27 protein-coding genes and 1 other annotated feature are annotated in these 23859 nt (G+C 54.7%); of the genes, 18 read left to right on the plus strand and 9 right to left on the minus strand.

Going from position 1 to position 23859, the window contains the following annotated elements; translation table 11 throughout:
• Window positions 1–97 precede the first annotated feature (97 nt).
• Together ACMGGX_RS18460 and chbG are read left to right on the plus strand one after the other, a co-directional pair.
• Entirely contained in the window at window positions 98–1453 is a 1356-nt protein-coding gene (locus ACMGGX_RS18460) for a 6-phospho-beta-glucosidase (RefSeq protein ID WP_420298699.1), read from the plus strand.
• 11 nt (window positions 1454–1464) lie between these two features.
• Window positions 1465–2214 carry a chitin disaccharide deacetylase gene (gene chbG, locus ACMGGX_RS18465; protein WP_420298700.1) on the plus strand — a complete coding sequence of 250 codons (750 nt, stop codon included), beginning with the start codon at window positions 1465–1467 and terminating at the stop codon, window positions 2212–2214.
• 94 nt (window positions 2215–2308) lie between these two features.
• Here chbG and katE read toward each other — a convergent pair whose 3' ends face one another.
• Window positions 2309–4558: a catalase HPII gene (katE, locus tag ACMGGX_RS18470; RefSeq protein WP_420298701.1), complete on the minus strand. Its 2250-nt coding sequence runs from the start codon at window positions 4556–4558 to the stop codon at window positions 2309–2311.
• An 87-nt stretch (window positions 4559–4645) separates the two neighbouring features.
• On the opposite strand from katE, the gene cedA reads away from it, so the two are divergent.
• Window positions 4646–5002 (plus strand): cell division activator CedA, encoded by a 357-nt coding sequence (cedA, locus tag ACMGGX_RS18475; protein ID WP_074166726.1) that lies wholly within the window; start codon window positions 4646–4648, stop codon window positions 5000–5002.
• Between the two features lie 48 nt (window positions 5003–5050).
• On the opposite strand, the gene ACMGGX_RS18480 is transcribed toward cedA, so the two are convergent.
• The 3 genes from ACMGGX_RS18480 to hxpB form a co-directional block, all read right to left on the minus strand.
• The gene (locus ACMGGX_RS18480; RefSeq protein ID WP_045336125.1) at window positions 5051–6442 is read right to left on the minus strand and encodes an L-cystine transporter; all 1392 of its coding nucleotides are present in this window, start codon (window positions 6440–6442) and stop codon (window positions 5051–5053) included.
• Between the two features lie 127 nt (window positions 6443–6569).
• Complete coding sequence (locus ACMGGX_RS18485; RefSeq protein ID WP_014883483.1) at window positions 6570–7160, minus strand: metal-dependent hydrolase; 591 nt, start codon at window positions 7158–7160, stop codon at window positions 6570–6572.
• Window positions 7161–7261: 101 nt separating this feature from the next.
• Window positions 7262–7933, minus strand: a complete 672-nt coding sequence (gene hxpB / locus ACMGGX_RS18490) for a hexitol phosphatase HxpB (RefSeq protein WP_033145270.1) — start codon at window positions 7931–7933, stop codon at window positions 7262–7264.
• 148 nt (window positions 7934–8081) lie between these two features.
• Here hxpB and ACMGGX_RS18495 point away from each other — a divergent pair, with 148 nt between their 5' ends.
• Window positions 8082–8618 carry a YniB family protein gene (locus tag ACMGGX_RS18495; RefSeq protein ID WP_047648045.1) on the plus strand — a complete coding sequence of 179 codons (537 nt, stop codon included), beginning with the start codon at window positions 8082–8084 and terminating at the stop codon, window positions 8616–8618.
• A 36-nt stretch (window positions 8619–8654) separates the two neighbouring features.
• Here the strand turns inward: ACMGGX_RS18495 and ACMGGX_RS18500 are convergent, their stop codons facing one another.
• The 3 genes from ACMGGX_RS18500 to pfkB all read right to left on the minus strand — a co-directional run bounded on the left by ACMGGX_RS18500 (window position 8655) and on the right by pfkB (window position 10950).
• Window positions 8655–9515 carry a fructosamine kinase family protein gene (locus tag ACMGGX_RS18500; RefSeq protein WP_420298702.1) on the minus strand — a complete coding sequence of 287 codons (861 nt, stop codon included), beginning with the start codon at window positions 9513–9515 and terminating at the stop codon, window positions 8655–8657.
• Between the two features lie 105 nt (window positions 9516–9620).
• Window positions 9621–9911, minus strand: a complete 291-nt coding sequence (gene ghoS / locus ACMGGX_RS18505) for a type V toxin-antitoxin system endoribonuclease antitoxin GhoS (RefSeq protein WP_420298703.1) — start codon at window positions 9909–9911, stop codon at window positions 9621–9623.
• Between the two features lie 106 nt (window positions 9912–10017).
• Window positions 10018–10950 carry a 6-phosphofructokinase II gene (pfkB, locus tag ACMGGX_RS18510; RefSeq protein WP_348561654.1) on the minus strand — a complete coding sequence of 311 codons (933 nt, stop codon included), beginning with the start codon at window positions 10948–10950 and terminating at the stop codon, window positions 10018–10020.
• Between the two features lie 295 nt (window positions 10951–11245).
• Between pfkB and ACMGGX_RS18515 the strand changes: the two genes are divergently transcribed.
• Window positions 11246–12004 carry a DUF481 domain-containing protein gene (locus ACMGGX_RS18515; protein ID WP_029740435.1) on the plus strand — a complete coding sequence of 253 codons (759 nt, stop codon included), beginning with the start codon at window positions 11246–11248 and terminating at the stop codon, window positions 12002–12004.
• Window positions 12005–12084: 80 nt separating this feature from the next.
• Here ACMGGX_RS18515 and yniD read toward each other — a convergent pair whose 3' ends face one another.
• Together yniD and yncL are read right to left on the minus strand one after the other, a co-directional pair.
• Entirely contained in the window at window positions 12085–12192 is a 108-nt protein-coding gene (gene yniD, locus ACMGGX_RS18520; RefSeq protein ID WP_008500658.1) for a small membrane protein YniD, read from the minus strand.
• Between the two features lie 98 nt (window positions 12193–12290).
• Window positions 12291–12563 (minus strand): stress response membrane protein YncL, encoded by a 273-nt coding sequence (gene yncL, locus ACMGGX_RS18525; protein ID WP_348560967.1) that lies wholly within the window; start codon window positions 12561–12563, stop codon window positions 12291–12293.
• 142 nt (window positions 12564–12705) lie between these two features.
• Here yncL and thrS point away from each other — a divergent pair, with 142 nt between their 5' ends.
• The 13 genes from thrS to ACMGGX_RS18590 all read left to right on the plus strand — a co-directional run bounded on the left by thrS (window position 12706) and on the right by ACMGGX_RS18590 (window position 23853).
• On the plus strand, window positions 12706–14634 hold the full coding sequence (gene thrS, locus ACMGGX_RS18530; protein ID WP_008500657.1) for a threonine--tRNA ligase: 1929 nt from the start codon (window positions 12706–12708) through the stop codon (window positions 14632–14634).
• A 3-nt stretch (window positions 14635–14637) separates the two neighbouring features.
• Window positions 14638–15180 carry a translation initiation factor IF-3 gene (gene infC / locus ACMGGX_RS18535; RefSeq protein ID WP_014069901.1) on the plus strand — a complete coding sequence of 181 codons (543 nt, stop codon included), beginning with the start codon at window positions 14638–14640 and terminating at the stop codon, window positions 15178–15180.
• A 97-nt stretch (window positions 15181–15277) separates the two neighbouring features.
• The gene (gene rpmI / locus ACMGGX_RS18540; protein ID WP_003030583.1) at window positions 15278–15475 is read left to right on the plus strand and encodes a 50S ribosomal protein L35; all 198 of its coding nucleotides are present in this window, start codon (window positions 15278–15280) and stop codon (window positions 15473–15475) included.
• Between the two features lie 51 nt (window positions 15476–15526).
• Window positions 15527–15883 carry a 50S ribosomal protein L20 gene (rplT, locus tag ACMGGX_RS18545; protein ID WP_000124850.1) on the plus strand — a complete coding sequence of 119 codons (357 nt, stop codon included), beginning with the start codon at window positions 15527–15529 and terminating at the stop codon, window positions 15881–15883.
• A gap of 117 nt (window positions 15884–16000) precedes the next feature.
• Window positions 16001–16125, plus strand: a sequence feature (Phe leader region).
• Window positions 16006–16050 (plus strand): pheST operon leader peptide PheM, encoded by a 45-nt coding sequence (gene pheM / locus ACMGGX_RS18550; protein WP_001386830.1) that lies wholly within the window; start codon window positions 16006–16008, stop codon window positions 16048–16050. It overlaps the preceding feature by 45 nt.
• A 62-nt stretch (window positions 16126–16187) precedes the next feature.
• Window positions 16188–17171 (plus strand): phenylalanine--tRNA ligase subunit alpha, encoded by a 984-nt coding sequence (gene pheS / locus ACMGGX_RS18555; protein WP_022647837.1) that lies wholly within the window; start codon window positions 16188–16190, stop codon window positions 17169–17171.
• A gap of 15 nt (window positions 17172–17186) precedes the next feature.
• Window positions 17187–19574 (plus strand): phenylalanine--tRNA ligase subunit beta, encoded by a 2388-nt coding sequence (gene pheT / locus ACMGGX_RS18560; RefSeq protein ID WP_420298704.1) that lies wholly within the window; start codon window positions 17187–17189, stop codon window positions 19572–19574.
• 4 nt (window positions 19575–19578) lie between these two features.
• Entirely contained in the window at window positions 19579–19878 is a 300-nt protein-coding gene (ihfA, locus tag ACMGGX_RS18565) for an integration host factor subunit alpha (RefSeq protein WP_003857805.1), read from the plus strand.
• A 103-nt stretch (window positions 19879–19981) separates the two neighbouring features.
• On the plus strand, window positions 19982–20962 hold the full coding sequence (gene btuC / locus ACMGGX_RS18570; RefSeq protein WP_023311297.1) for a vitamin B12 ABC transporter permease BtuC: 981 nt from the start codon (window positions 19982–19984) through the stop codon (window positions 20960–20962).
• A gap of 34 nt (window positions 20963–20996) precedes the next feature.
• Entirely contained in the window at window positions 20997–21548 is a 552-nt protein-coding gene (locus ACMGGX_RS18575; protein ID WP_023311298.1) for a glutathione peroxidase, read from the plus strand.
• Complete coding sequence (btuD, locus tag ACMGGX_RS18580) at window positions 21548–22303, plus strand: vitamin B12 ABC transporter ATP-binding protein BtuD (protein ID WP_420298705.1); 756 nt, start codon at window positions 21548–21550, stop codon at window positions 22301–22303. The genes ACMGGX_RS18575 and btuD overlap by 1 nt, the downstream gene beginning before the upstream one ends.
• 74 nt (window positions 22304–22377) lie before the next feature.
• Window positions 22378–22842, plus strand: coding sequence for an NlpC/P60 family protein (locus ACMGGX_RS18585; RefSeq protein ID WP_008500650.1), 465 nt, complete (start codon window positions 22378–22380; stop codon window positions 22840–22842).
• A 294-nt stretch (window positions 22843–23136) separates the two neighbouring features.
• On the plus strand, window positions 23137–23853 hold the full coding sequence (locus ACMGGX_RS18590) for an EAL domain-containing protein (protein ID WP_032657851.1): 717 nt from the start codon (window positions 23137–23139) through the stop codon (window positions 23851–23853).
• The last annotated feature ends 6 nt before the right edge of the window (window positions 23854–23859 follow it).

Below are 23859 nucleotides of genomic sequence, written 5' to 3' on the forward strand. Positions count from 1 at the left end.
TACCCGCCACAAATATTGCTTTAATGGCTTGCCCAAATAGCGGGAAGAGTACGCTATACCTTGCAGGCGATTAACCTGATACGCTAAGGGAGATATTATGCAGAAGAAATTAAAAGTCGTAACCATTGGTGGCGGCAGCAGCTATACCCCGGAATTACTTGAAGGTTTTCTGAAACGTTATCATGAATTACCGGTCAGCGAATTATGGCTGGTTGACGTTGAGGAAGGTCAGGAAAAGCTGAATATTATTTTCGACCTGTGCCAGCGCATGGTGGAGAAAGCGGGCGTGCCTCTGACCGTGCATAAAACTCTGGACCGTCGTCTGGCGCTGAAAGATGCGGATTTCGTCACCACCCAGCTGCGCGTCGGCCAGCTGAAGGCGCGCGAGCTGGACGAACGTATCCCGCTGAGCCACGGCTATCTCGGGCAGGAGACCAACGGCGCGGGCGGTCTGTTCAAAGGCCTGCGTACCATCCCGGTGATTTTCGACATCGTCAAAGACGTACAGGAGATCTGCCCGAACGCGTGGGTGATTAACTTCACCAACCCGGCCGGGATGGTGACCGAGGCGGTCTATCGTCATACCGGTTTCAAACGCTTTATCGGCGTCTGTAATATTCCGATTGGTATGAAGATGTTTATCCGCGACGTGCTGGCGCTGAAAGACAGCGACGATCTCTCCATCGACCTGTTCGGCCTGAACCACATGGTGTTCATTAAAGACGTGATCGTGAACGGTAAGTCGCGCTTTGCCGAACTGCTCGACGGCGTGGCTTCCGGTCGACTGACGGCGGCATCGGTGAAAAACATCTTTGACCTGCCGTTCAGCGAAGGGCTGATCCGCTCGCTGAACCTGCTTCCGTGCTCGTACCTGCTTTACTACTTCAAGCAGAAAGAGATGCTGGCCATCGAAATGGGCGAGTACTATAAGGGCGGCGCGCGCGCGCAGATCGTTCAGAAAGTCGAGAAGCAGCTGTTCGATTTGTATAAAGATCCGAACCTGAACGTCAAACCGAAAGAGCTGGAGCAGCGCGGCGGGGCCTACTACTCCGATGCGGCGTGCGAGGTGATTAATGCCATCTACAACGACAAGCAGGCGGAGCACTATGTTAACGTGCCGCACCACGGCCATATCGACAATATCCCGGCGGACTGGGCGGTCGAGATGACCTGCATCCTGGGACGCGATGGCGCTAAACCGCATCCACGCATCACCCACTTCGATGATAAGGTCATGGGCCTGATCCACACCATCAAAGGCTTTGAAGTGGCGGCAAGCAACGCGGCGCTGAGCGGCGAGCTCAATGACGTGCTGCTGGCGCTGAACCTCAGCCCGCTGGTACATTCCGACCGCGATGCGGAGCAGCTGGCCGGCGAGATGATCCTGGCGCATGAAAAATGGTTGCCGAACTTTGCCGCCACGATCGAGAAGCTGAAGTTCAAACACCACTGAGAGGACGCACAATGGAAAACCTGCTGATCGTTAATGCTGATGATTTTGGCCTCTCGAAAGGCCAGAACTACGGCATTATTGAAGCCTGTCGCCGGGGTGTTGTGACCTCTACCACGGCACTGGTGAATGGTGAGGCGGTTGAACACGCGGCGCAGCTGAGCCGCGAGGTGCCGGAGCTGGGCGTCGGCATGCATTTTGTGCTGACGCTCGGGATGCCGCTTTCGCCAATGCCGGGCCTGACGCGCGACGGCCAGCTGGGCAAATGGATTTGGGAACAGGCGGAGCAGGGCGCTCTGCCGCTCGAAGAGATTGCCGGCGAGCTGGAGCGTCAGTTCAACCGCTTTGTTGACGCGTTTGGTAAGGCGCCGACGCACATCGACAGCCATCACCACGTGCATATGATCCCGGCGATTTTCCCGATTGTCGCTGAGTTTGCGCAGCGCAAAGGCGTGGCGATGCGCGTGGACAGGGAGGCGCACGGCGTGCCCAACTGCGCCGTGACCACCACTGAGGGGTTCAGCAGCGCATTTTACGGCGACGAGATCGACGAAGCGCTGTTCCTGAAGGTGCTGGATGATTCCGCCGCGCGGGGGGAACGGTCGCTGGAGGTCATGGCGCATCCTGCTTTTGTCGATAACACCGTACGTAAGAGCGCCTACTGCTGGCCGCGACTGGCGGAGCTGGACGTGCTGACGTCGGCGTCGCTGAAGTACGCGATTGCCGAGCGTGGGTATCGGTTGGGGACGTTCAGGGAGCTGTAAGAGTTGCCGGGTGGCGGCTTCGCCTTACCCGGCCTACGAACGACCTGCTAACTCTTGTAGGCCCGGTAAGGCGAAGCCGCCACCGGGCTTTTTTTTACGCCGGTATCTGGTCAACCTTACTGCTGCGTGACCAGACGCGGTGCGCCGCGAGCAAATCAAACAGCTTCGTCATGAACGCATCGTCAACGTTGTCGCCCTCGACAATACCGTCCTCACCCTGATCGGCCACCTTCAGCTGCGCCTTAAACCGTCGCGCGTCGCCGGACAGCGCGATCGGTTTCAGGTGCTTGTAGGCTTCCAGCAGATAATACACCGCGTCACCGTTGTTCAGCAGGCTGTCAATATCCCCGCACGGCACAATCACCGCATCAACGGTCAGCGATGGCGCCCCGGCAAAGGTTGCCGCCACCGGCAGCACGGAGCCGTCATCGGCGGTCACTTCCCCCATGCGGGAATAAAGCAGTTTCGCATGCACGCCCTGGGTTTTCAGCGCCTGCATGATCCCCAGCACGTCGCTGGCGCGGGTTTTGTCGTTCAGCAGGATGGCGACCACGCGGCCTTTAATCGAGCCACCCGGCACGGCATACAGGCTCAGCGACGGATCTTTCTTCACGCCGTTAACCTCTTTCGGCGGGGCAAGGTTGCGCTGCTCATCGGTCAGCGTGATGCCCAGGTTATCCGCAACGCTCTGGGCGAGCTGAATATCAATGCGCGCCAGCTGATCGACCACACGCTCGCGGATATAGGTACGAACCACTTTGCTTAGCTCAAAGCTGAAGCCGCCGATAATGTGCTGCTGCTCAATCGGCGTCTGGCTGTTCCAGAACAGGCGGGGGTGGGCGTAATACTCGCCGAACGACGGGCTGCGCTCGCGAATTTTATTGCCGTCGATACGCTCCTGGTACGATTCGAATCCACCGCGTTTCGGCGCCGGCGGCGTTTCGCGCGGCCAGTTATCGTTGATCGAGTTCGGCTCATAGTTAGCCGGATTGGTATCAATATCCTGACGATGCATCCCGTCGCGCTGGAAATTATGGTACGGGCAGGTTGGGCGGTTAATCGGGATTTCGTGGAAGTTCGGCCCGCCAAGACGGCTGATCTGCGTATCGGTGTACGAGAACAAGCGACCCTGCAGGAGCGGATCGTTGGTGAAGTCCAGCCCCGGCACGATATGCCCCGGGTGGAATGCGGCCTGTTCGTTTTCGGCGAAGAAGTTATCCGGGTTGCGGTTTAGCACCATTTTACCCACCAGCTGTACCGGCACCAGCTCTTCCGGAATCAGCTTCGTCGGGTCAAGCAGGTCGAAATCGAACTTAAATTCGTCCTCTTCCGGTATGAGCTGCAGGCCCAGCTCGTACTCCGGGAAGTCACCCGCTTCAATGGACTCCCACAGCTCGCGGCGATGGAAGTCCGGATCGCGTCCGGTCAGCTTCTGCGCCTCGTCCCATACCAGCGAGGCTTTACCCGCCACCGGCTTCCAGTGGAAACGGACGAACGTGGCTTTACCCTCGGCGTTGATCAGACGGAAGGTGTGGATGCCAAACCCCTCCATGGTGCGATAGCTGCGCGGAATGCCGCGGTCTGACATCGCCCACATCACGTTGTGCAAGGTTTCAGGCTGCAGGGAGACGTAGTCCCAGAAGGTGTCGTGCGCACTTTGTCCCTGCGGTATGGCCCAGTGGGGCTCCGGTTTTACCGCATGGACAAAGTCAGGAAATTTATGCGCATCCTGAATGAAGAACACCGGGGTGTTATTGCCCACCAGATCAAAAATACCCTCTTCGGTATAAAACTTGGTGGCAAAGCCGCGGATATCCCGAACCGTATCTGCCGAACCGGCGCCGCCCTGCACGGTGGAGAAGCGCACAAACACCGGGGTAATTTTATCCGGGTCAGAGAGGAAGTCCGCTTTGGTAATCGCTTTCAGGCTCTTGTATGGCTGGAAGTAGCCGTGCGCAGCGGAACCTCGCGCGTGGACGATGCGTTCCGGAATTCGCTCATGGTCGAAATGGGTGATTTTTTCCCGCAGAATAAAGTCTTCCAGCAGGGTTGGCCCGCGCGCGCCTGCGCGAAGGGAGTTCTGATCGTCAGCAATGCGCACGCCCTGATTGGTGGTGAGCGCAAAACCTTCGCCGCCTTTGCGGTGCGGCTCAAGCGATTTCAGCTTCTCGTTTCCCGCGTCCGGCGACTTCATGCTTCCCGGTGCGGTAGGCTGTTCGCCCTGTGCGGAAGGGCCAGGGGAGGGGCGGTGAGAGCCGTCAGCAGGGGCGAGAGAGTCCATACCCGGTTGAGATTCCTCAGTGCCATGAATCGGTGATTGATGAGTTTTATCTTTGTTCGACATTGCACGCTTCTCCTTTATCCATTGCTAAAAACCCCTATTAAGGATAGAACAATGTCGCGAGATGGCTCGCGAACTAAGAGTTTTCACATGCCGTCATTAACGAAAGGAGCCATCCCACCCACTCGGAGCGCGACGGAAGGCAGCAGGATCGGCTATCATAGAATTTTCCTGCTTCAAGAATTTGCTTTAGTGAACCAGTCGCTTATGAAACCTCTTCGTCAACAAAACCGCCAGGTTATTAGCTATGTGCCCCGCGTTGAGCCCGCGCCGCCTGACCATGCCCTGAAAGTGGAGGGTTTTCGCGATGTCTGGCAGCTTCGGGGGAAATACGTGGCCTTCGTGCTGATCGGCGAACATTTCCGCCGCTCGCCCACGTTTACGGTGCCGGAGTCAGCGCAGCGGTGGGCGATGCAGATCCGCCAGGATGAAGAGGTCGAAGAATAACAGCCATAAAAAAACCGCCATCAGGCGGTTTTTTTATTTCTACCGAGTTTAACGGTGCGCCAGCTCGGCGTCGTCTTCACTTTCCAGAATCGCTTTGTCGGTCTGCTTCAGCCACTGGCTGGTCAGCGTACCGGCGGTCATGGAGCCGCTTACGTTCAGCGCGGTACGGCCCATGTCGATCAGCGGCTCAACGGAGATCAGCAGCGCGACCAGCGTCACGGGCAGGCCCAGCGCGGGCAGCACAATCAGCGCGGCGAAGGTTGCGCCACCGCCAACGCCCGCAACGCCTGCGGAGCTTACGGTAACAATCCCGACCAGCGTGGCGATCCAGACCGGATCCAGCGGGTTAATCCCAACGGTAGGGGCGACCATCACCGCCAGCATCGCCGGATACAGACCCGCACAGCCGTTCTGACCAATGGTGGCACCAAAGGAGGCAGAGAAGCTGGCGATGGATTCAGGCACGCCCAGACGGCGGGTTTGCGCTTCAACGTTCAGCGGAATAGACGCGGCGCTGGAACGGCTGGTGAAGGCAAAGGTCAGTACCGGCCAGACTTTACGGAAGTATTTCAGCGGGCTGACGCCGTTTACGCCCAGCAGGATGCCGTGCACCACGAACATAATGCCCAGGCCCAGATAAGAGGCGACAACGAAGCTGCCCAGCTTGATGATGTCCTGCAGGTTAGAGCCGGCAACCACTTTGGTCATCAGCGCCAGCACGCCGTAAGGCGTCAGCTGCATAACCAGACGCACCAGCTTCATCACCCAGCTTTGCAGGGTGTCAATCGCGGTCAGCACGCGTTCGCCTTTAGGCGCGTCGTCTTTCAGCAGCTTCAGCGCCGCTACGCCCAGGAACGCGGCGAAAATAACCACGCTGATGATCGAGGTTGGGCTCGCACCGGTCAGGTCAGCAAACGGGTTCTTCGGAATGAAGGAGAGCACCATCTGCGGCACGGTCAGGTCAGCCACTTTTCCAACGTAGTTGGTTTGAATCGCGGTAAGACGCGCCGTTTCAGCGGTACCCTGAACCAGACCTTCTGCGGTCAGGCCAAACAGGTTGGTGACCAGCACACCCACCAGCGCGGCAATCAGCGTGGTGAACAGCAGCGTACCAATGGTCAGGAAGCTGATTTTTCCCAGCTGCGTGGCGTTATGCAGGCGGGCCACGGCGCTCAGAATAGAGGCGAACACCAGCGGCATAACGATCATCTGCAGTAGCTGGACATAGCCGTTACCGACGATGTTGAACCACTGAATAGAATCTTTCAGAACTGGATTATCGGAGCCATAAATTGCCTGTAATGCCAGACCAAATACGACACCCATGGCCAGACCAACCAGCACTTTTTTCGCCAGGCTCCACTGTTTGTGGCGCGCCTGCGCGAGAAGCAATAGCAATACAGCGAACACAACGACGTTCGCGATGAGTGGAAAATTCATCCCCGTTCTCCTGATTTATTATTGGGTCGGTTTTTACCGATCCTGTTGGCGGAAGGTTAGCAGAAGTGTGATGTAGCGCTTATATCCAAATGGAATGGTTTATGACAAATGGGATAATTTTGTCGGTTTACTGTTCAATCTGGTGATGAATAAAGCGATTGAACTGAAATTGCAGCGAATTAATCATCTGGGATGACCAGCGAACTGCACTGTTTTCGGGCAAGGTTTGCGGCATCCAGACGGCGTAGGCAAACAGCGCCATGCACAACACCCGCTCTAGCTGGTTGCCTTTCTGCGGTGCGAGGATGGGAAAACGGAAACGCCAGCGGCAGGGCCAAAGCAGCGGCACGCCCGCAGGCGTCAGCATATCGGCGAGAATATGGCTTAAATAGCCCAGCACCATCCCCTGGATGGCATCGGCGGGGACTATCCAGCTTTCGGGCACTTTTAAATAGAAAAGCGTCAGCAGGCCAAAGACGGCCAGCAGGCTGTGCGTAAACCCCCGGTGGCCGAACGCGCGGGCGATGGGTTTCGATACCCACTTCAGGCGTTGTCCGAGAAAAGATTTGGGATGGTCAATGTCGGGCAGCAGGCAGGTCAATACGGCGGAAGGGACAATATGCCACCAGTCCCCCTGTGCCAGCACGGGGGTGAGTTCAGCGTTTTTGGCAAATACCGCGCACGCAATAGAAAAAAGCAGGTGGCCTTCCGCCGTCATGATAAAACCCACAAAACTGTCAATTCATACAGTATAGGGTTTTTATACAGTAGGCGGAAGAGGTGACGGTGTAACTGTTTGTCACAAACCAGAGAAGGGCGTTAACCGCCCTGCAGGTGATGCGCCGTGAGTTCTGCCAGTGAGTTAAGCTTCACGTCGGCGAGGGCAAACCGGGGGTCGTGACGGCCTTCTTCTGCGGGCACCACAATGGAGCGCATCCGCGCGGCTTTAGAGGCGACCATGCCGTTAACGGAGTCTTCCAGCGCAACGCAGTTGAGGGGATCCAGGCCCAGCTTTGCGGCGCAGTCCAGATAGACCTGCGGGTGCGGCTTGCTGTAAGGCAATTTCTCAGCGGACGCCAGCGCGTCGAAGCTGTCGCGCAGTTCAAACATCGTCAGCACTTTTTCCAGCATGTGCAGCGGTGAAGCCGAGGCCAGGCCAACCTTCAGCCCCTGGGCTTTACACAGCGCGACGGCCTCACGTACGCCGGGCAGCAGCGGCCGGTTCTCTTCCACCAGAGAAATGGCGCGGCTGATAATGCGTGCGGTCACCTCATCGCGATTGGGACCTACCCACGGCTGTTGGGCAAACCACAGGTCAACCACCATATCGATGCGCAGGCCCAGCGTATCGGGAAGTTCATTACGGCGGCTGATATCCACGCCCAGGCTGGCCATAACGTCCAGTTCGGCGCGATCCCACAGCGGTTCGGAATCGATCAGTAATCCATCCATGTCAAAAATTGCGGCAAGAATTTGGCGCGGTGTCGACATCACAACGTCTCCTTATCCAGGGTGTTCGACAGACGATACGTGCTAAGCACAATCTGCAATTTAGCATATTGCTTTTAAAGAGCGGGCGAAATTGATGACCAGCAGGTAGACTTAGGCACAAATAACGCGTCTTTATGAAGAGGAACTGATGACGTATCAACAAGCTGGACGCATTGCGGTCTTAAAACGTATTGCTGGCTGGGTGATTTTTATTCCTGCCGTCATTTCTACGCTGATTTCTGTACTCAAATTTATGTACGATCACAGCGAAAAACAGCCGGGTATCAATGCGGTAATGCTTGATTTCGCTCATGTCATGATTGAGATGATGCGTTTTAATACGCCATTTTTGAATGTCTTCTGGTTTAACTCACCCACCCCGGATTTTCATCAACAGCTGAACATCGGCTTTTGGGTGATATACGCCCTGATCTTTGTCGCGCTGGCACTGCAGGCCTCTGGCGCGAGAATGAGTCGCCAGACGCGCTTTTTACGCGAAGGCGTTGAGGATCAGTTGATTCTGGAGCAGGCCAAAGGCCCGGAAGGAATGAGTCGGGATCAGATTGAATCCCGCATCGTTGTGCCGCGTCACACTATTTTCCTGCAAATTTTCCCGCTCTATATCCTTCCCGTGATTATCATTGTGGCGGGATACTTCTTCTTCTCACTGCTCGGTTTTCTGTAAGCGATAAGGGTGGCGGCAAGGCCACCCTTTCTCTTCTCAGGCGGCAAGCATACGCTCGAGTGCCCGCTGCGCGTTAACAAGGTGTTCTCCGCCAAAAAGAATGGCACGGTTCATCAGCGTATAAAGCTGATACACCGGCTGGCGGTCGAGGAAACCGGACGGCAGGGGGGAAACAGACTGGTATCCGTCGTATATCTGCGGCGGCTGCTCAGGATGAAGCGGCAGCATGGCTAGATCGCACTCTCTGTCACCCCAGTAGCAGGCCGGGTCAAAGATGTACGGGCCGTTGGGACCCAGCGCGCAGTTATTGGACCACAAATCGCCGTGAAGCAGCGACGCCTGAGGCTGGTGGGATGCCAGACGCTGTTGAACGTGCTCGACGATGGCGTCGATATTGCCAAACTCCAGCCCTTTTTCGGCGGCAAGCTCAAGCTGCCAGCCAATGCGCTGCTCGGCAAAAAATGTCGACCAGCGACGCTGCCAGGCATTGGGCTGTGGCGTGGTGGAGAGGTCGTTGTCAAAGTCGAGACCAAACTGCGGCTGGTCGCTCCATTGATGCAGGCGCGCTAGCTGTTGGCCAAGGATGAACGCATTATGGGCATCCAGCGGGCGGGCGGGGAGATATTCCATCACCAGGAAACTGTAGTCGCGGTCGCTCCCCACGGCCAGAACCTGCGGGACCGTGACCGTTTTACTGCGGGACAACAGCTCCAGCTGGTCGGCTTCGGCGGTAAATATTGGAAGCAGCTCTCGCTCATCGCACTTAACGAAAAGATCGCGCCCTGCGTAGCGTAAATGCCACGCGGCGTGGATCTCACCGCCTGGCAGTTCGTTACGCAGTTCAATTTCACCTTCACCCAGCTGCTCACGTAAAAGATGACTGATAGCCTGCCACATGTTGTCTCTCCCATGTTGTCTGCCAGATCATAAAGTTAGCGCATAACTGCGGTAAAAAAATACGAACTAACGCACACCTGAGCGGTTTAAATTCATACAGCGCACTTATTGTTCTTTTTTCCGCCAGCCTTCCCAGGTATCCACGTCAATTTCGGCAGGCTTGTCGGTCACGCTCTCCACCAGACTGGCGGCCAGCGCATGAACCTCTTCCTTGCTCAGGGCGCCGATCAGACCAAATGTCAGGGTGCCTAAATCATGAATATTGCCCTCGTCATCCGTCAGGGTGAGGAGAAAATTAGCCCGGGTGAAAGCATTGTTGAGCTCATTCAGCTCGGTCAGCGATGCTTCATGAAGGTTGATGGTCACGACATAGCGTGTGATGTCACCACTGCTCATAATTCACCTCATTGTTATCATGGAAGTTTTCTTAGCATAGTCGATAGTTTGCGTTTGGCGACTCAGAGAGGACATTCCCCTCCGTAAAGACGAAGGGGAAAAGGCGTTAATTTCGGGACAGGTAATCGACGATTTTTTGCGTATCGGCAAGCGAACAGAGACGCGTGCCCTGGTTGATGGTGGCGGCGCTACCCGCCGCCACGCCGTAGCGTGTCATTTCGAGCAGAGACGCACCCTGCGCCAGTTTTAGCGTCATCGCACCCACCATACTATCGCCCGCGCCAACCGTGCTTTGGCTCTTCATCGGCGGTGGGACAACCTGAACGGACGACGATTCATCGACTGCCAGCGCCCCCTGAGGGCCAAGGGAGACGACTACGCGCCGCGCTTTTCCGCTGCGCACCAGCTCCTGCGCGGCGGTGCGCACATCATCAGGCTGCGTCAGTTCGCGGTTGACCAGCGCGCTTAACTCTTTCTGGTTGGGTTTGACCAGCTCCAGATTGCCCGGCACCAGGGCCGCCTGCAGGGCCTCGCCGCTGCTGTCGACAATGCAGCGGATGCCGCGCTGCTGCGCGGTCTGAATCAGCGCCGTTAATTTTTCCGTGCTTACGCCGGGCGGCAGGCTGCCGCTTATCACCAGCAGCGCGCCGCTTTCTATCGTCAGCACTTTCTCTTCAAGCTGACGAAACTCGTCATCGCTGAGTTTCGCGCCCGGCATGACAAAACGGTACTGCTCGCCGCTGGATCCCACGTGGACGTGCAGGTTTTGCCGCGTCCAGTCTTTGGCCTCAACGGTTTCAACGGCCACCTGTTCATCGGCCAGCAGAGAGACCAGGTGTTCACCGGTAGCACCGCCTGCGGGGAAAATTGCCGTAGCTTTGCCGCCGAGATGTGTAATGGCGCGCGCCACGTTGATCCCGCCGCCGCCGGGCTCAAAGACCGGGGCGCTGCAGCGCAATTTACCTTCCGGGTAAATCTGCGGCGTCAGGGTGGCGGAATCCAGGGAAGGGGAGAGCGTCAGAGTATAAATAGAAACCATCATTACCTCCTTTTAGCATGGGTTCTTATTAGCCTGGCACCATTTGTCAGGAAGGCAATGTAAATAACAGTATGATTTTAAATATGAATACTGACAAAAAGTGAGGCGGAGGATATATAAAATAAAACGCTTTTTGAGATCGTTCTTATTCAAAAAATGAAATAAGAAAACATTGCTATGTTATTTGCGGCTTTTTATAATTTGTTACCTTTCTCTGGACGCCTTGTCATTGATCCTCAAGAAAGATTCCGGGACCGTGTGGTCTCTTTTTTTGTTGTACGGACTCCTTAATAAAATGAAGCTTTTAAAGACAGTGCCCGCTGCACTGATGCTGGCGGGTGGCGTGTTTGCGGCTATGAACGCAACCGCTGATGATACCGTTTTTACTGTCATGGACGATCCTTCCACCGCGAAAAAACCGTTTGAAGGTAACCTGAACGCCGGGTACCTGGCACAATCCGGTAACACGAAAAGCTCTTCTCTGACGGCGGACAGTACGCTCACCTGGTACGGCAACACAACCGCCTGGTCTCTGTGGGGTAATGCCAGCAACACTTCCGCTAATGACGAACGTTCTTCCGAGAAATATGCGGTAGGCGGACGTAGCCGTTACAACATGACCGACTATGACTACCTGTTTGGACAGGCAAGCTGGTTAACTGACCGTTACAACGGTTATCGCCAGCGTGATGTGTTCACCGCCGGTTATGGTCGCCAGTTCCTGAACGGTCCGGTACACAGCCTCCGTTTTGAATTCGGTCCTGGTGTACGTTATGACGAGTACACTAATGGCGATACCAAAACCCAACCGCTCGGTTACGCTTCCGGTACCTATGCCTGGCAGATGACTGACAACACCAAATTTACCCAGGGTGTTTCTGTATTTGGTGCCGACGACACGACGCTGAACTCTGAGACGGCGCTGAACGTGGCTATCAACGAACACTTTGGCCTGAAAGTCGCCTACAACGTGACCTGGAACTCTTCACCACCAGAATCTGCGCCGGATCATACCGACCGCAGAACCACGGTTTCACTGGGTTATAGAATGTAACAAAAGCGGGCCGATGATAATGTCGGCCCGTTTATTGTCTGCGGTCTTTTGACGTCCCTTCTGATGACTTGTCTTCGCCCCTAGCCCCAAATCATTGCCGCCCAACGGAGTAGCAGCATTGCGCCGCAGATGGCAATCAGCACCAGCACCATTTTCCAGTGTTTTACGGCAAATCGTTTAGTTGGCATAACCTAATCCTTATTGGTTGATACCCACAGTCTACCAAACAGGGCCGAAATATGCCCCTTCTCAGGTTCGATTGGGTTATGCCAGCGCAGGGTTCGGTTCAGAACCAGTGGAATCGTTCGGCGAGAATCAACAATAAACCTGTGGCGGAAAGGATGTTCAATATCACAACCGTTCTACTGGATACGTTCATGGTATGCACCTTTGGGTTTAAAGACCTGTTCAAGAGTAGCCCAGCATCTTCGAAATGCGAGCGCAGGGGAGAAGCAACCTGCAAATTCGTGCGAAAGCGCCAGCCCATCAATCTGACCGCAGAGGGTGCAATCTCCTTTCCGTTAGTGTTAACATTACGTCGCTTGCCGTAAATCCACATTAATCTGAATTCGGCTGGTGAATGATGACGAACCAATTTGACGATTGTTGGTCAGATGGTGTCGTAATCTATTGTCAAATCACGATTATTTTCTTTGTATATGCTCTTATGTGTGGGGCATCACTGCAAATAAGGATATAAAATGCCTGTAATTACTCTTCCTGATGGCAGCCAACGCCATTTCGACCGTGCTGTTAGCCCAATGGATGTTGCCCTGGACATTGGTCCTGGTCTCGCGAAAGCGACTATCGCTGGCCGCGTTAACGGTGAGCTGGTGGATGCTTCCGATCTGATCGAAAACGATGCGACGCTTGCAATCATCACTGCGAAAGACGAAGAAGGTCTGGAGATCATTCGTCACTCCTGCGCGCACCTGTTAGGCCATGCCATCAAACAGCTGTGGCCAAACACCAAAATGGCGATCGGTCCGGTTATCGATAACGGTTTCTACTATGACGTTGACCTTGACCACACCCTGACTCAGGAAGATATCGACGCGCTCGAAAAACGCATGCACGAGCTCGCCGAAACGAACTATGACGTCATCAAGAAGAAAGTCAGCTGGCACGAAGCGCGTGAAACCTTCGTGAAGCGCGGCGAGAGCTACAAGGTCTCTATTCTTGACGAAAACATTTCGCATGATGACAAGCCTGGCTTGTACCATCACGAAGAATACGTCGACATGTGCCGTGGACCGCACGTGCCGAACATGCGCTTCTGTCATCACTTTAAGCTGATGAAGATCGCGGGCGCCTACTGGCGTGGCGACAGCAACAACAAGATGTTGCAGCGTATTTATGGTACCGCGTGGGCTGATAAAAAAGCCCTGAACGCATACCTGCTGCGCCTGGAAGAGGCGGCGAAGCGTGACCACCGTAAAATCGGTAAGCAGCTTGACCTGTACCACATGCAGGAAGAAGCGCCGGGTATGGTGTTCTGGCATAACGACGGCTGGACTATCTTCCGTGAACTGGAAACTTTCGTACGCTCCAAGCTGAAAGAGTACCAGTATCAGGAAGTGAAAGGCCCGTTCATGATGGATCGTGTGCTGTGGGAAAAAACCGGCCACTGGGACAACTACAAAGATGCGATGTTCACTACCTCGTCTGAGAACCGTGAATACTGCATCAAGCCAATGAACTGCCCGGGCCACGTGCAGATCTTCAACCAGGGTCTGAAATCCTACCGCGACCTGCCGCTGCGTATGGCGGAGTTCGGTAGCTGCCACCGTAACGAGCCATCAGGTGCGCTGCACGGTCTGATGCGTGTTCGTGGCTTTACTCAGGATGATGCGCATATCTTCTGTACTGAAGATCAGGTTCGTGACGAAGTTAACGCCTGTATTCGTATGGTCTACGATATGTACAGCACCTTTGGCTTCGAGAAGATCGTCGTCAAACTCTCAACGCGTCCGGAAAAACGTATCGGTAGCGATGAGACATGGGATCGCGCAGAAGCGGATCTCGCCGTGGCGCTGGAAGAGAATGGCATTCCGTTCGAATACCAGCTGGGCGAGGGCGCATTCTACGGTCCGAAAATTGAATTTACCCTGTATGACTGCCTCGATCGCGCATGGCAGTGCGGTACTGTACAGCTGGACTTCTCCCTGCCGCAGCGTTTAAGCGCCTCTTATGTTGGCGAAGACAACGAGCGTCAGGTACCGGTAATGATTCACCGTGCAATTCTCGGTTCTCTGGAGCGCTTCATCGGCATCCTGACCGAAGAGTTCGCTGGCTTCTTCCCAACCTGGCTTGCGCCAGTGCAGGTCGTGGTGATGAACATTACCGATTCTCAGGCAGATTACGTTAAAGAATTGACGCAGAAACTACAAAATGCGGGCATTCGCGTAAAAGCAGACTTGAGAAATGAGAAGATTGGCTTTAAAATCCGCGAGCACACTTTACGTCGTGTCCCGTATATGTTGGTCTGTGGTGATAAAGAGGTGGAAGCAGGCAAAGTTGCCGTTCGCACCCGCCGTGGTAAAGACCTGGGCAGCCTGGACGTAAGTGAAGTGATTGAGAAGCTGCAACAAGAGATTCGCAGCCGCAGTCTTCAACAACTGGAGGAATAAGGTATTAAAGGCGGAAAACGAGTTCAAACGGCACGTCCGAATCGTATCAATGGCGAGATTCGCGCCCAGGAAGTTCGCTTAACAGATCTTGAAGGTGAACCACTGGGGATTGTGAGTCTGAGAGAAGCGATCGAAAAAGCTGAAGAAGCTGGAGTAGATTTAGTTGAAATCAGCCCTAACGCCGAACCGCCAGTTTGTCGTATCATGGACTACGGCAAGTTCCTTTATGAAAAGAGTAAGTCTTCTAAGGAACAGAAGAAAAAGCAAAAAGTTATCCAGGTTAAGGAAATCAAATTCCGTCCTGGTACCGACGATGGCGATTATCAGGTAAAACTCCGCAGCCTGATTCGCTTTCTGGAAGATGGCGATAAGGCCAAGATCACACTGCGTTTCCGCGGTCGTGAGATGGCCCACCAACAGATTGGTATGGAAGTGCTTAACCGCGTCCGTGACGATCTGAGTGAACTGGCAGTAGTCGAATCCTTCCCTACGAAGATCGAAGGCCGCCAGATGATCATGGTGCTCGCTCCTAAGAAGAAACAGTAAGGCCTTCAAGCAGCAAAACCTGTGGAGCCTTTGGGTTTCATAGGTTTTGTTCGCCTATGTTTCGTTTATTTAACAATGCGAAGTGGAAGTTATTAAGATGCCAAAAATTAAGACCGTACGCGGTGCTGCTAAGCGCTTCAAAAAAACCGGTGGTGGTGGATTTAAGCGTAAGCACGCAAACCTGCGTCATATTCTGACCAAAAAATCTACTAAGCGTAAACGTCACCTGCGTCCAAAAGGCCTTGTTTCTAAAGGCGATCTGGGTCTGGTTATCGCGTGCCTGCCGTACGCATAAGCCGTTAACGTTTAATTTTTTTACTAAGAATATAGATACAGGAGAGCACATATGGCTCGCGTAAAACGTGGTGTAATTGCACGTGCACGTCACAAGAAAATTTTGAAACAAGCTAAAGGCTACTACGGTGCGCGTTCACGCGTTTACCGCGTTGCCTTCCAGGCTGTTATCAAAGCAGGTCAGTACGCTTACCGTGACCGTCGTCAGCGTAAGCGTCAGTTCCGTCAACTGTGGATTGCGCGTATCAACGCAGCAGCACGTCAGAACGGTATTTCTTACAGCAAATTCATCAACGGCCTGAAAAAAGCCTCTGTTGAAATCGACCGTAAGATCCTGGCTGACATCGCAGTATTCGACAAAGTAGCGTTCACCGCTCTGGTCGAAAAAGCGAAAGCAGCACTGGCATAAGCCAGTTGAAAGAGGGGGCTTTGCTCCCTCTTTTCATTTAACACCATCAGAAGATTGACATTTATCCGTCCAGGCTTTTCAATAAGGTCTTAACGGTTTTTACCAGACAAGGTAACGCAAGCATGAATGCTGCTATTTTCCGCTTCTTCTTTTACTTTAGCACCTGATTTCAGGAGGCTAGCGCGTGAAAGATGAAACGAAAAACAGCGCCAGATAAGCCTCCCGATGGAGGCTTTTTTTGTGCCTGAATTTGAGAGAATAACTCCACCAAATCGGTGTCTGCACCGACATAATGAGGAAAATCATGTCACATCTCGCAGAGCTGGTTGCCAGTGCAACAGCCGCCATTAATCAGGCCTCAGATGTTGCCGCGTTAGACAATGTCCGCGTCGAATATCTTGGGAAGAAAGGGCACCTGACCCTTCAGATGACAACCCTGCGTGAGCTGCCGGCAGAAGAACGCCCGGCAGCGGGTGCGGTGATTAACGAAGCCAAAGAGCAGGTACAGCAGGCGCTGAACGCGCGCAAAGCCGAGCTGGAAAGCGCGGTGCTGAATGCGCGTCTGGCCGCAGAGACGATCGACGTTTCTCTGCCGGGTCGCCGTATCGAAAACGGTGGTCTGCATCCGGTTACCCGCACCATCGATCGCATTGAAAGTTTCTTCGGTGAGCTCGGCTTTACCGTGGCGACTGGCCCGGAAATCGAAGATGATTACCATAACTTCGACGCCCTGAACATTCCTGGCCATCATCCGGCACGCGCTGACCACGACACTTTCTGGTTCGACGCTACGCGTCTGCTGCGTACTCAGACCTCCGGCGTTCAGATCCGTACCATGAAGGAGCAGGCGCCGCCAATCCGCATTATCGCTCCGGGCCGCGTCTATCGTAACGACTACGATCAGACCCACACCCCAATGTTCCACCAGATGGAAGGTCTGATTGTTGATAAAAATATCAGCTTCACCAACCTAAAGGGCACGCTGCACGATTTCCTGAACAACTTCTTTGAGGAAGACCTGCAGGTTCGTTTCCGCCCGTCCTACTTCCCGTTCACCGAACCGTCTGCGGAAGTTGACGTGATGGGTAAAAACGGCAAATGGCTGGAAGTGCTGGGCTGCGGCATGGTGCATCCAAACGTGCTGCGCAACGTGGGTATCGATCCGGAAGTTTACTCCGGCTTTGCCTTCGGCATGGGCATGGAGCGTCTGACTATGCTGCGCTACGGCGTGACCGACTTACGTGCATTCTTCGAAAACGATCTGCGTTTCCTCAAACAGTTTAAATAAGGGCAGGACAGAACAATGAAATTCAGTGAACTGTGGTTACGCGAGTGGGTGAACACCACGCTGGACAGCGACGCGCTTTCTAACCAGATCACCATGGCGGGTCTGGAAGTGGACGGCGTTGAGTCGGTTTCCGGAGCCTTCAACGGCGTGGTCGTCGGCGAAGTAGTCGAATGCGGTCAGCACCCTAACGCTGACAAACTGCGCGTAACAAAAGTAAACGTGGGCGGTGACCGTCTGCTGGATATCGTCTGCGGTGCGCCAAACTGCCGTCAGGGCCTGAAGGTGGCCGTGGCGACCGTCGGCGCAGTGCTGCCGGGCGATTTCAAAATTAAAGCGGCTAAGCTGCGCGGCGAGCCGTCTGAAGGCATGCTGTGCTCCTTCTCCGAGCTGGGTATTTCCGACGACCACAACGGTATCATTGAGCTGCCGCTGGATGCGCCAATCGGCACCGATATCCGTGAATACCTGAAGCTTGATGACAACACCATTGAAATCAGCGTCACGCCAAACCGTGCCGACTGCTTAGGTATCATCGGCGTGGCGCGCGACGTGGCCGTGCTCAACCAGACCGAACTGAACGCGCCGGAAATCGCGCCGGTTGAAGCGACCATCAATGACGTGCTGCCTATTCAGGTTGACGCTGCGGATGCTTGTCCGCGCTACCTCGGTCGCGTGGTGAAAGGCATCAACGTGAAAGCGCCAACCCCGCTGTGGATGAAAGAGAAGCTGCGCCGCTGCGGTATTCGCTCTATCGACGCAGTGGTCGACGTGACCAACTACGTTCTGCTGGAGCTGGGCCAGCCAATGCACGCGTTCGATAAAGACCGTATCGACGGCGGCATCGTTGTGCGCATGGCGAAAGAGGGCGAAACCCTGGTTCTGCTGGACGGCAGCGAAGCGAAACTGAACGCCGACACCCTGGTGATTGCTGACCACAGCAAAGCGCTGGCAATGGGCGGTATCTTCGGTGGCGAGCACTCAGGCGTCAACGACGAGACGCAAAACGTCCTGCTGGAATGTGCGTTCTTCAGCCCGCTCTCCATCACCGGTCGCGCACGCCGTCACGGCCTGCATACCGATGCCTCTCACCGCTACGAGCGCGGCGTTGACCCTGCTCTGCAGTATAAAGCGATGGAACGTGCGACCCGCCTGCTGATCGACATCTGCGGCGGCGAAGCGGGCCCGGTTATCGACGTCACCAACGAAGCGACGCTGCCGAAGCGTGCGAGCATCACCCTGCGCCGCAGCAAGCTGGATCGCCTGATTGGCCATCACGTTGCCGATGCGCAGGTAACTGACATCCTGAAACGTCTGGGCTGTGAAGTAACCGAAGGGCAGGACGAGTGGAAAGCCGTTGCGCCATCATGGCGTTTCGACATGGAAATTGAAGAAGATCTGGTGGAAGAAGTGGCCCGCGTTTACGGCTACAACAACATCCCTGACGAGCCTGTCCAGGCGGGTCTGGTAATGGGCACCCACCGTGAAGCCGACCTGTCCCTGAAGCGTGTGAAAACCATGCTGAACGACAAAGGCTACCAGGAAGTGATCACCTACAGCTTCGTTGATCCAAAGCTGCAGCAGCTGATCCACCCGGGTCAGGAGGCGCTGATCCTGCCAAGCCCAATCTCCAGCGAAATGTCCGCGATGCGTCTGTCTCTGTGGACGGGCCTGCTGGGCACTGTCGTTTATAACCAGAATCGCCAGCAAAACCGCGTGCGAATTTTCGAAAGCGGTTTGCGCTTTGTACCGGATAATCAGGCAAATTTAGGCATCCGTCAGGATCTCATGCTGGCTGGCGCCATCAGCGGCAACCGCTATGAAGAGCACTGGGACCTGGCAAAAGGCACGGTTGATTTCTACGATATGAAGGGCGATCTGGAAGCGATTCTGGATCTGACCGGTAAATTATCTGAAATTGAATTCCGCGCAGAAGCCATTCCGGCCCTGCATCCGGGTCAGAGCGCAGCCATCTATTTAGACGGCAAACGCGTTGGTTTTATTGGGGTTGTTCACCCTGAGCTGGAGCGTAAGCTGGACCTGAACGGCCGTACCATCGTGTTAGAGCTTGAATGGAACCCGGTGGCTGACCGCGTTATTCCTCAGGCTCAGGACGTCTCCCGCTTCCCGGCAAACCGCCGTGATATCGCGGTTGTGGTCGCGGAAAATGTGCCTGCAGCAGATATTTTGGCCGAATGTAAGAAAGTTGGCGTAAATCAGGTAGTTGGCGTAAACTTATTTGACGTGTACCGCGGCAAGGGCGTAGCAGAAGGTTTCAAGAGCCTCGCTATTAGCCTTATCCTTCAGGATACCAGCCGTACACTCGAAGAAGAGGAGATTGCCGCTACCGTCGCCAAATGTGTAGAGGCATTAAAAGAGCGATTCCAGGCATCATTGAGGGATTGAACCTATGGCGCTTACAAAAGCTGAAATGTCAGAATATCTGTTTGATAAGCTTGGGCTTAGCAAACGGGATGCCAAAGAGCTGGTAGAGCTGTTTTTCGAAGAGATCCGTCGTGCTCTGGAAAATGGTGAGCAGGTAAAACTCTCCGGTTTTGGCAATTTTGATTTGCGAGACAAAAACCAACGTCCGGGCCGCAACCCGAAGACGGGGGAAGATATTCCCATTACAGCCCGCCGCGTGGTGACCTTCAGACCCGGCCAGAAGTTAAAAAGCCGTGTCGAAAACGCAACGCCCAAAGCAGAGTAATATGAACTAACTAAAAAGGCCGCCCACGCGGCCTTTTTTCTTTGCGCTCTCCGGCAAATCCGCCGTAAAATCAATTACATCTCACGCTACTAAAACCGTACACATGCTTGATTATGCCCATCGCCAGCACCGTTCCGATAAGCGTCGCCTGTTTTTGCTGGTGCTGTTGCTCATTGTCGCCGCAGGCGTGAGCCTCTGCGCGGGCGACAGATGGATCGGGCCTGAAAGCTGGTGGGGGCCGGACGGGCAGCTCTTCGTCTGGCAAATTCGCCTGCCGCGCACCGTCGCGGTGGTTCTGGTCGGCGCCGCGCTGGCGCTGTGCGGTACCATAATGCAGGCGTTGTTTGATAACCCTCTGGCGGAGCCCGGGCTGCTCGGCGTGTCAAACGGCGCAGGCGTAGGCCTGATTGCGGCGGTAATGCTCGGCGGAGGAGAACTCTCCGGATGGAGTATTAGCCTGAGCGCTATCCTCGGCGCGCTGCTAATCACCGCGATCCTTCTTCGTTTCGCCAGACGGCACTTATCGACCAGCCGTCTGCTGCTTGCTGGCGTGGCGCTGGGGATCATCTGCAGCGCGCTGATGACCTGGGCGGTCTACTTCTCAACATCCTTTGACCTGCGTCAGCTGATGTACTGGATGATGGGCGGCTTTGGAGGCGTTGACTGGCACCAGGGCTGGCTGATGGTGCTGCTGGTACCGGTTATCGTGTGGGCTGCCCTGCAGGCGCAGCCGCTGAATATGCTCGCGCTGGGTGAAACCTCTGCCCGCCAGCTCGGCATGCCGATTGGGTTATGGCGTAATGTGCTGGTAATAGCCATTGGCTGGCTGGTCGGCGTCAGCGTGGCTCTGGCGGGTGCGATCGGCTTTATCGGGCTGGTGATTCCGCACATGCTGCGCCTGTGTGGCCTCACGGACCATCGGACCCTGCTTCCGGCCTCGGCGGTTGCCGGGGCCGTCACGCTGCTGGTGGCCGATATCATCGCCCGGCTTGCCCTGACGGCCGCCGAGCTGCCGATTGGCGTGGTGACCGCCACGCTGGGCGCGCCGGTATTTATCTGGCTACTATTAAAAGCTGGACGTTAAATCAACAAGCCGTAAGACAACCTGAGGGAATGCTATGCAGTCAGACATCCTGAATACTGAAGTGACCACCATTGATGGCGATAACACCACGCTGGAAGGCTACAAAGGCAACGTGCTGCTTATCGTCAACGTGGCATCGAAATGTGGCCTGACGCCGCAGTACGAGCAGCTGGAAAACATTCAGAAGGCCTGGGAGAAAGACGGTTTCACCGTGCTGGGCTTCCCGTGCAACCAGTTTCTGGGCCAGGAGCCGGGCAGCGAAGAGGAGATTAAAACCTTCTGCAGCACCACCTATGGCGTGACGTTCCCGATGTTCAGCAAAATCGATGTCAACGGCGAAGACCGCCATCCTCTGTATGCGAAGCTGATCGCTGCCGCGCCGAAGGCCGTTGCGCCGGAAGGAAGCGGTTTTTATGAACGCATGGCCAGCAAAGGCCGCGCGCCGCTTTACCCGGACGATATCCTGTGGAATTTTGAAAAATTCCTGATTGGCCGCGACGGCCAGGTCGTTCAGCGTTTTTCGCCGGATATGACCCCTGAGGATCCGATCGTTATGGAATCGATCAAGCTGGCGCTGGCGAAATAATGTCGTTGCTGATGCAGCTCACGGACGTTGCCGAGAGGGGACGTCTGGAGCCGATAACCGGTACCATCAATGCGGGAGAAATCCTGCATCTTGTCGGGCCAAACGGTGCAGGGAAGAGTACGCTGCTGGCACGGATGGCAGGCATGACCGACGGAGAAGGGCAAATAACGCTGCTGGAGCATACGCTCGCCGACTGGTCGCCGGTCTCGCTGGCGCACCGGCGCAGCTACCTCGTGCAGCAGCAGGTGCCGCCCTTTGCGATGCCGGTCTGGCACTATCTGATGCTGCATTTGCACGACAAACAACAGACGGCACTGCTGACGGAGGTTGCCGAGGCCCTGGGGCTGGAAGATAAACTGTCCCGGCATGCCAGCCAGCTTTCCGGCGGAGAGTGGCAGCGGGTGCGTCTGGCGGCGGTCATTCTTCAGATCCACCCTGTAGGTAATCCTCACGGGCGAATGCTGCTTCTCGATGAACCCATGAGCGGTCTGGACGTGGCGCAGCAGGCGGCACTGGATACGCTGTTAAGCACCCTGAGCCGAAAAGGTATCGCCGTGGTGATGAGCAGTCATGACCTCAACCACACCCTGCGTCATGCCCACCGGGTGTGGCTGCTGTCGCAGGGAAAGATGATCGCCAGCGGCGCGCGGGATCGGGTTCTTACGCCGCCCCATCTTGCCCGCGCGTACAACATGTCGTTCCGCAGGCTGGATATTGAGGGACATAAGATGCTGATTTCTACCGGGCAGACGTAACCGTTTCTTGCCTCTTAGCACAATTGCACGCTAAATTACGAAAAGAACAAAAAAAGCAGAGGATTCGTCTGAAAATGCGATTCTGGTTTCTCCTGATGGCCGCACTTTTTCTTGCGGGATGCAGTAGCCATCGTGCGCCGCCGCCTAACCCACGGCTTTCAGATTCGATCACCGTCATTGCCAGCCTCAACGATCAGCTGAGCAACTGGCGCGGCACGCCTTATCGCTACGGCGGAATGAGTCGCGGCGGCGTGGATTGCTCCGGCTTCGTGCTGATGACGTTTCGCGATAAGTTTGATTTACAGCTTCCGCGCGAAACGCGCAAACAGGCAGAAATAGGCACTGAAATTGATAAAGACGATCTTCTGCCCGGGGACCTGGTTTTCTTCAAAACCGGATCGGGTGAAAGCGGTCTTCATGTGGGGATATATGATACAGACAATCAGTTCATTCACGCCTCGACAAGCCGCGGCGTGATGCGCTCTTCTCTTGATAATGTTTACTGGCGTAAAAATTTCTGGCAGGCTCGACGTATATAGTCTTTGTCAGACACTTCTCTTATGACGGCATGGTATCTAATAAATCATGCCGTTTTTTCTCAAATAAGATGCTTAAAGTTAAATTTATCTAAAATTAGAGAATCCTGCATGTGTCTGTTTTATCTAAAACTGGCTATTATTCGACAACCAGGATAAAATTAATTTAGATTCAGGGATAAATCTGAAAATAAATACGGAACTAATGAAATTAATCTTATTAAAATCAAGACAGTGGAATTGTGTCGGCAATTGCTCCAGGATGTCCTCTCTCATCTTTAATGTGGAGCGAGTGCAATGATTATTACGCTAGATAATGCTTACCAGTCTGAACTGCTGCTTCTGCCTGCTCGTAATAGCGCAGGGGAGCTTAAAGGTTTAGAGGTTCTGGTTAACTTTACTGGCGTCGGCAGCGATGTGCGGATCCCCACTGAGCTTGTTATCCCTCGGCTTTCAGCAGCTGAAGAGTTAGTGCTGTTTAACGAAAAATTGCAATTGCTTGATACCTGTAAACTGTTTTTTATTCAGCATCAGTTAATTGCATGGATCAATATTACACCTGCAATAGTTGAATTTTTATTAAGTAATGGAAACGCTGTTTCAATCCTTGAGCGTTACCCGTTTCTTGAGTTTACTGTTAATGAGAATTATCCAGGTTTAAATAACGGAAAGGACGATCTGCAGCTGGCGAGAATGGCAATCCATTTCCCGTTGGTCCTGGCAAACTTTGGCGCAGGCGCCGCATCGCTCAAAGCGGTCTATGATGGATTATTTAAACGGGTTATTCTCGACAAAGGCTTCATTCAGCAGCGTGCCCCGGAGCTCTCTTTTGAGCCTTTTATGCGCGCCATCCTCTGGCAAATCACACCGCACTGCCAGTCAGTGATCGTCTCGGGCATTGACGACCACGGCCTGTTGCAACGCGTTTTGTCCTTCAATTTTGGCGCCATGCAGGGCGCACTCTGGCCAGCCGTCTCTGCGGAGCACGTTACATCGCTGGTTCAGCAGCGATAACCCTTG

This window comes from Enterobacter sp. BNK-29 (assembly GCF_048684785.1).
GTDB classification, from domain to species: Bacteria; Pseudomonadota; Gammaproteobacteria; order Enterobacterales; family Enterobacteriaceae; genus Enterobacter; species Enterobacter cloacae_M.

Excerpts from the sequence above, each read along its gene's own strand:
- ACMGGX_RS18460 (WP_420298699.1), top strand. The coding sequence starts at position 98 with ATGCAGAAGAAATTAAAAGTCGTAACCATTGGTGGCGGCAGCAGCTAT.
- chbG (WP_420298700.1), top strand. The coding sequence starts at position 1,465 with ATGGAAAACCTGCTGATCGTTAATGCTGATGATTTTGGCCTCTCGAAA.
- katE (WP_420298701.1), bottom strand. The coding sequence starts at position 4,558 with ATGTCGAACAAAGATAAAACTCATCAATCACCGATTCATGGCACTGAG.
- cedA (WP_074166726.1), top strand. The coding sequence starts at position 4,646 with ATGCCGTCATTAACGAAAGGAGCCATCCCACCCACTCGGAGCGCGACG.
- ACMGGX_RS18480 (WP_045336125.1), bottom strand. The coding sequence starts at position 6,442 with ATGAATTTTCCACTCATCGCGAACGTCGTTGTGTTCGCTGTATTGCTA.
- ACMGGX_RS18485 (WP_014883483.1), bottom strand. The coding sequence starts at position 7,160 with ATGACGGCGGAAGGCCACCTGCTTTTTTCTATTGCGTGCGCGGTATTT.
- hxpB (WP_033145270.1), bottom strand. The coding sequence starts at position 7,933 with ATGTCGACACCGCGCCAAATTCTTGCCGCAATTTTTGACATGGATGGA.
- ACMGGX_RS18495 (WP_047648045.1), top strand. The coding sequence starts at position 8,082 with ATGACGTATCAACAAGCTGGACGCATTGCGGTCTTAAAACGTATTGCT.
- ACMGGX_RS18500 (WP_420298702.1), bottom strand. The coding sequence starts at position 9,515 with ATGTGGCAGGCTATCAGTCATCTTTTACGTGAGCAGCTGGGTGAAGGT.
- ghoS (WP_420298703.1), bottom strand. The coding sequence starts at position 9,911 with ATGAGCAGTGGTGACATCACACGCTATGTCGTGACCATCAACCTTCAT.
- pfkB (WP_348561654.1), bottom strand. The coding sequence starts at position 10,950 with ATGGTTTCTATTTATACTCTGACGCTCTCCCCTTCCCTGGATTCCGCC.
- ACMGGX_RS18515 (WP_029740435.1), top strand. The coding sequence starts at position 11,246 with ATGAAGCTTTTAAAGACAGTGCCCGCTGCACTGATGCTGGCGGGTGGC.
- yniD (WP_008500658.1), bottom strand. The coding sequence starts at position 12,192 with ATGCCAACTAAACGATTTGCCGTAAAACACTGGAAAATGGTGCTGGTG.
- yncL (WP_348560967.1), bottom strand. The coding sequence starts at position 12,563 with ATGTGGATTTACGGCAAGCGACGTAATGTTAACACTAACGGAAAGGAG.
- thrS (WP_008500657.1), top strand. The coding sequence starts at position 12,706 with ATGCCTGTAATTACTCTTCCTGATGGCAGCCAACGCCATTTCGACCGT.
- rpmI (WP_003030583.1), top strand. The coding sequence starts at position 15,278 with ATGCCAAAAATTAAGACCGTACGCGGTGCTGCTAAGCGCTTCAAAAAA.
- rplT (WP_000124850.1), top strand. The coding sequence starts at position 15,527 with ATGGCTCGCGTAAAACGTGGTGTAATTGCACGTGCACGTCACAAGAAA.
- pheS (WP_022647837.1), top strand. The coding sequence starts at position 16,188 with ATGTCACATCTCGCAGAGCTGGTTGCCAGTGCAACAGCCGCCATTAAT.
- pheT (WP_420298704.1), top strand. The coding sequence starts at position 17,187 with ATGAAATTCAGTGAACTGTGGTTACGCGAGTGGGTGAACACCACGCTG.
- ihfA (WP_003857805.1), top strand. The coding sequence starts at position 19,579 with ATGGCGCTTACAAAAGCTGAAATGTCAGAATATCTGTTTGATAAGCTT.
- btuC (WP_023311297.1), top strand. The coding sequence starts at position 19,982 with ATGCTTGATTATGCCCATCGCCAGCACCGTTCCGATAAGCGTCGCCTG.
- ACMGGX_RS18575 (WP_023311298.1), top strand. The coding sequence starts at position 20,997 with ATGCAGTCAGACATCCTGAATACTGAAGTGACCACCATTGATGGCGAT.
- btuD (WP_420298705.1), top strand. The coding sequence starts at position 21,548 with ATGTCGTTGCTGATGCAGCTCACGGACGTTGCCGAGAGGGGACGTCTG.
- ACMGGX_RS18585 (WP_008500650.1), top strand. The coding sequence starts at position 22,378 with ATGCGATTCTGGTTTCTCCTGATGGCCGCACTTTTTCTTGCGGGATGC.
- ACMGGX_RS18590 (WP_032657851.1), top strand. The coding sequence starts at position 23,137 with ATGATTATTACGCTAGATAATGCTTACCAGTCTGAACTGCTGCTTCTG.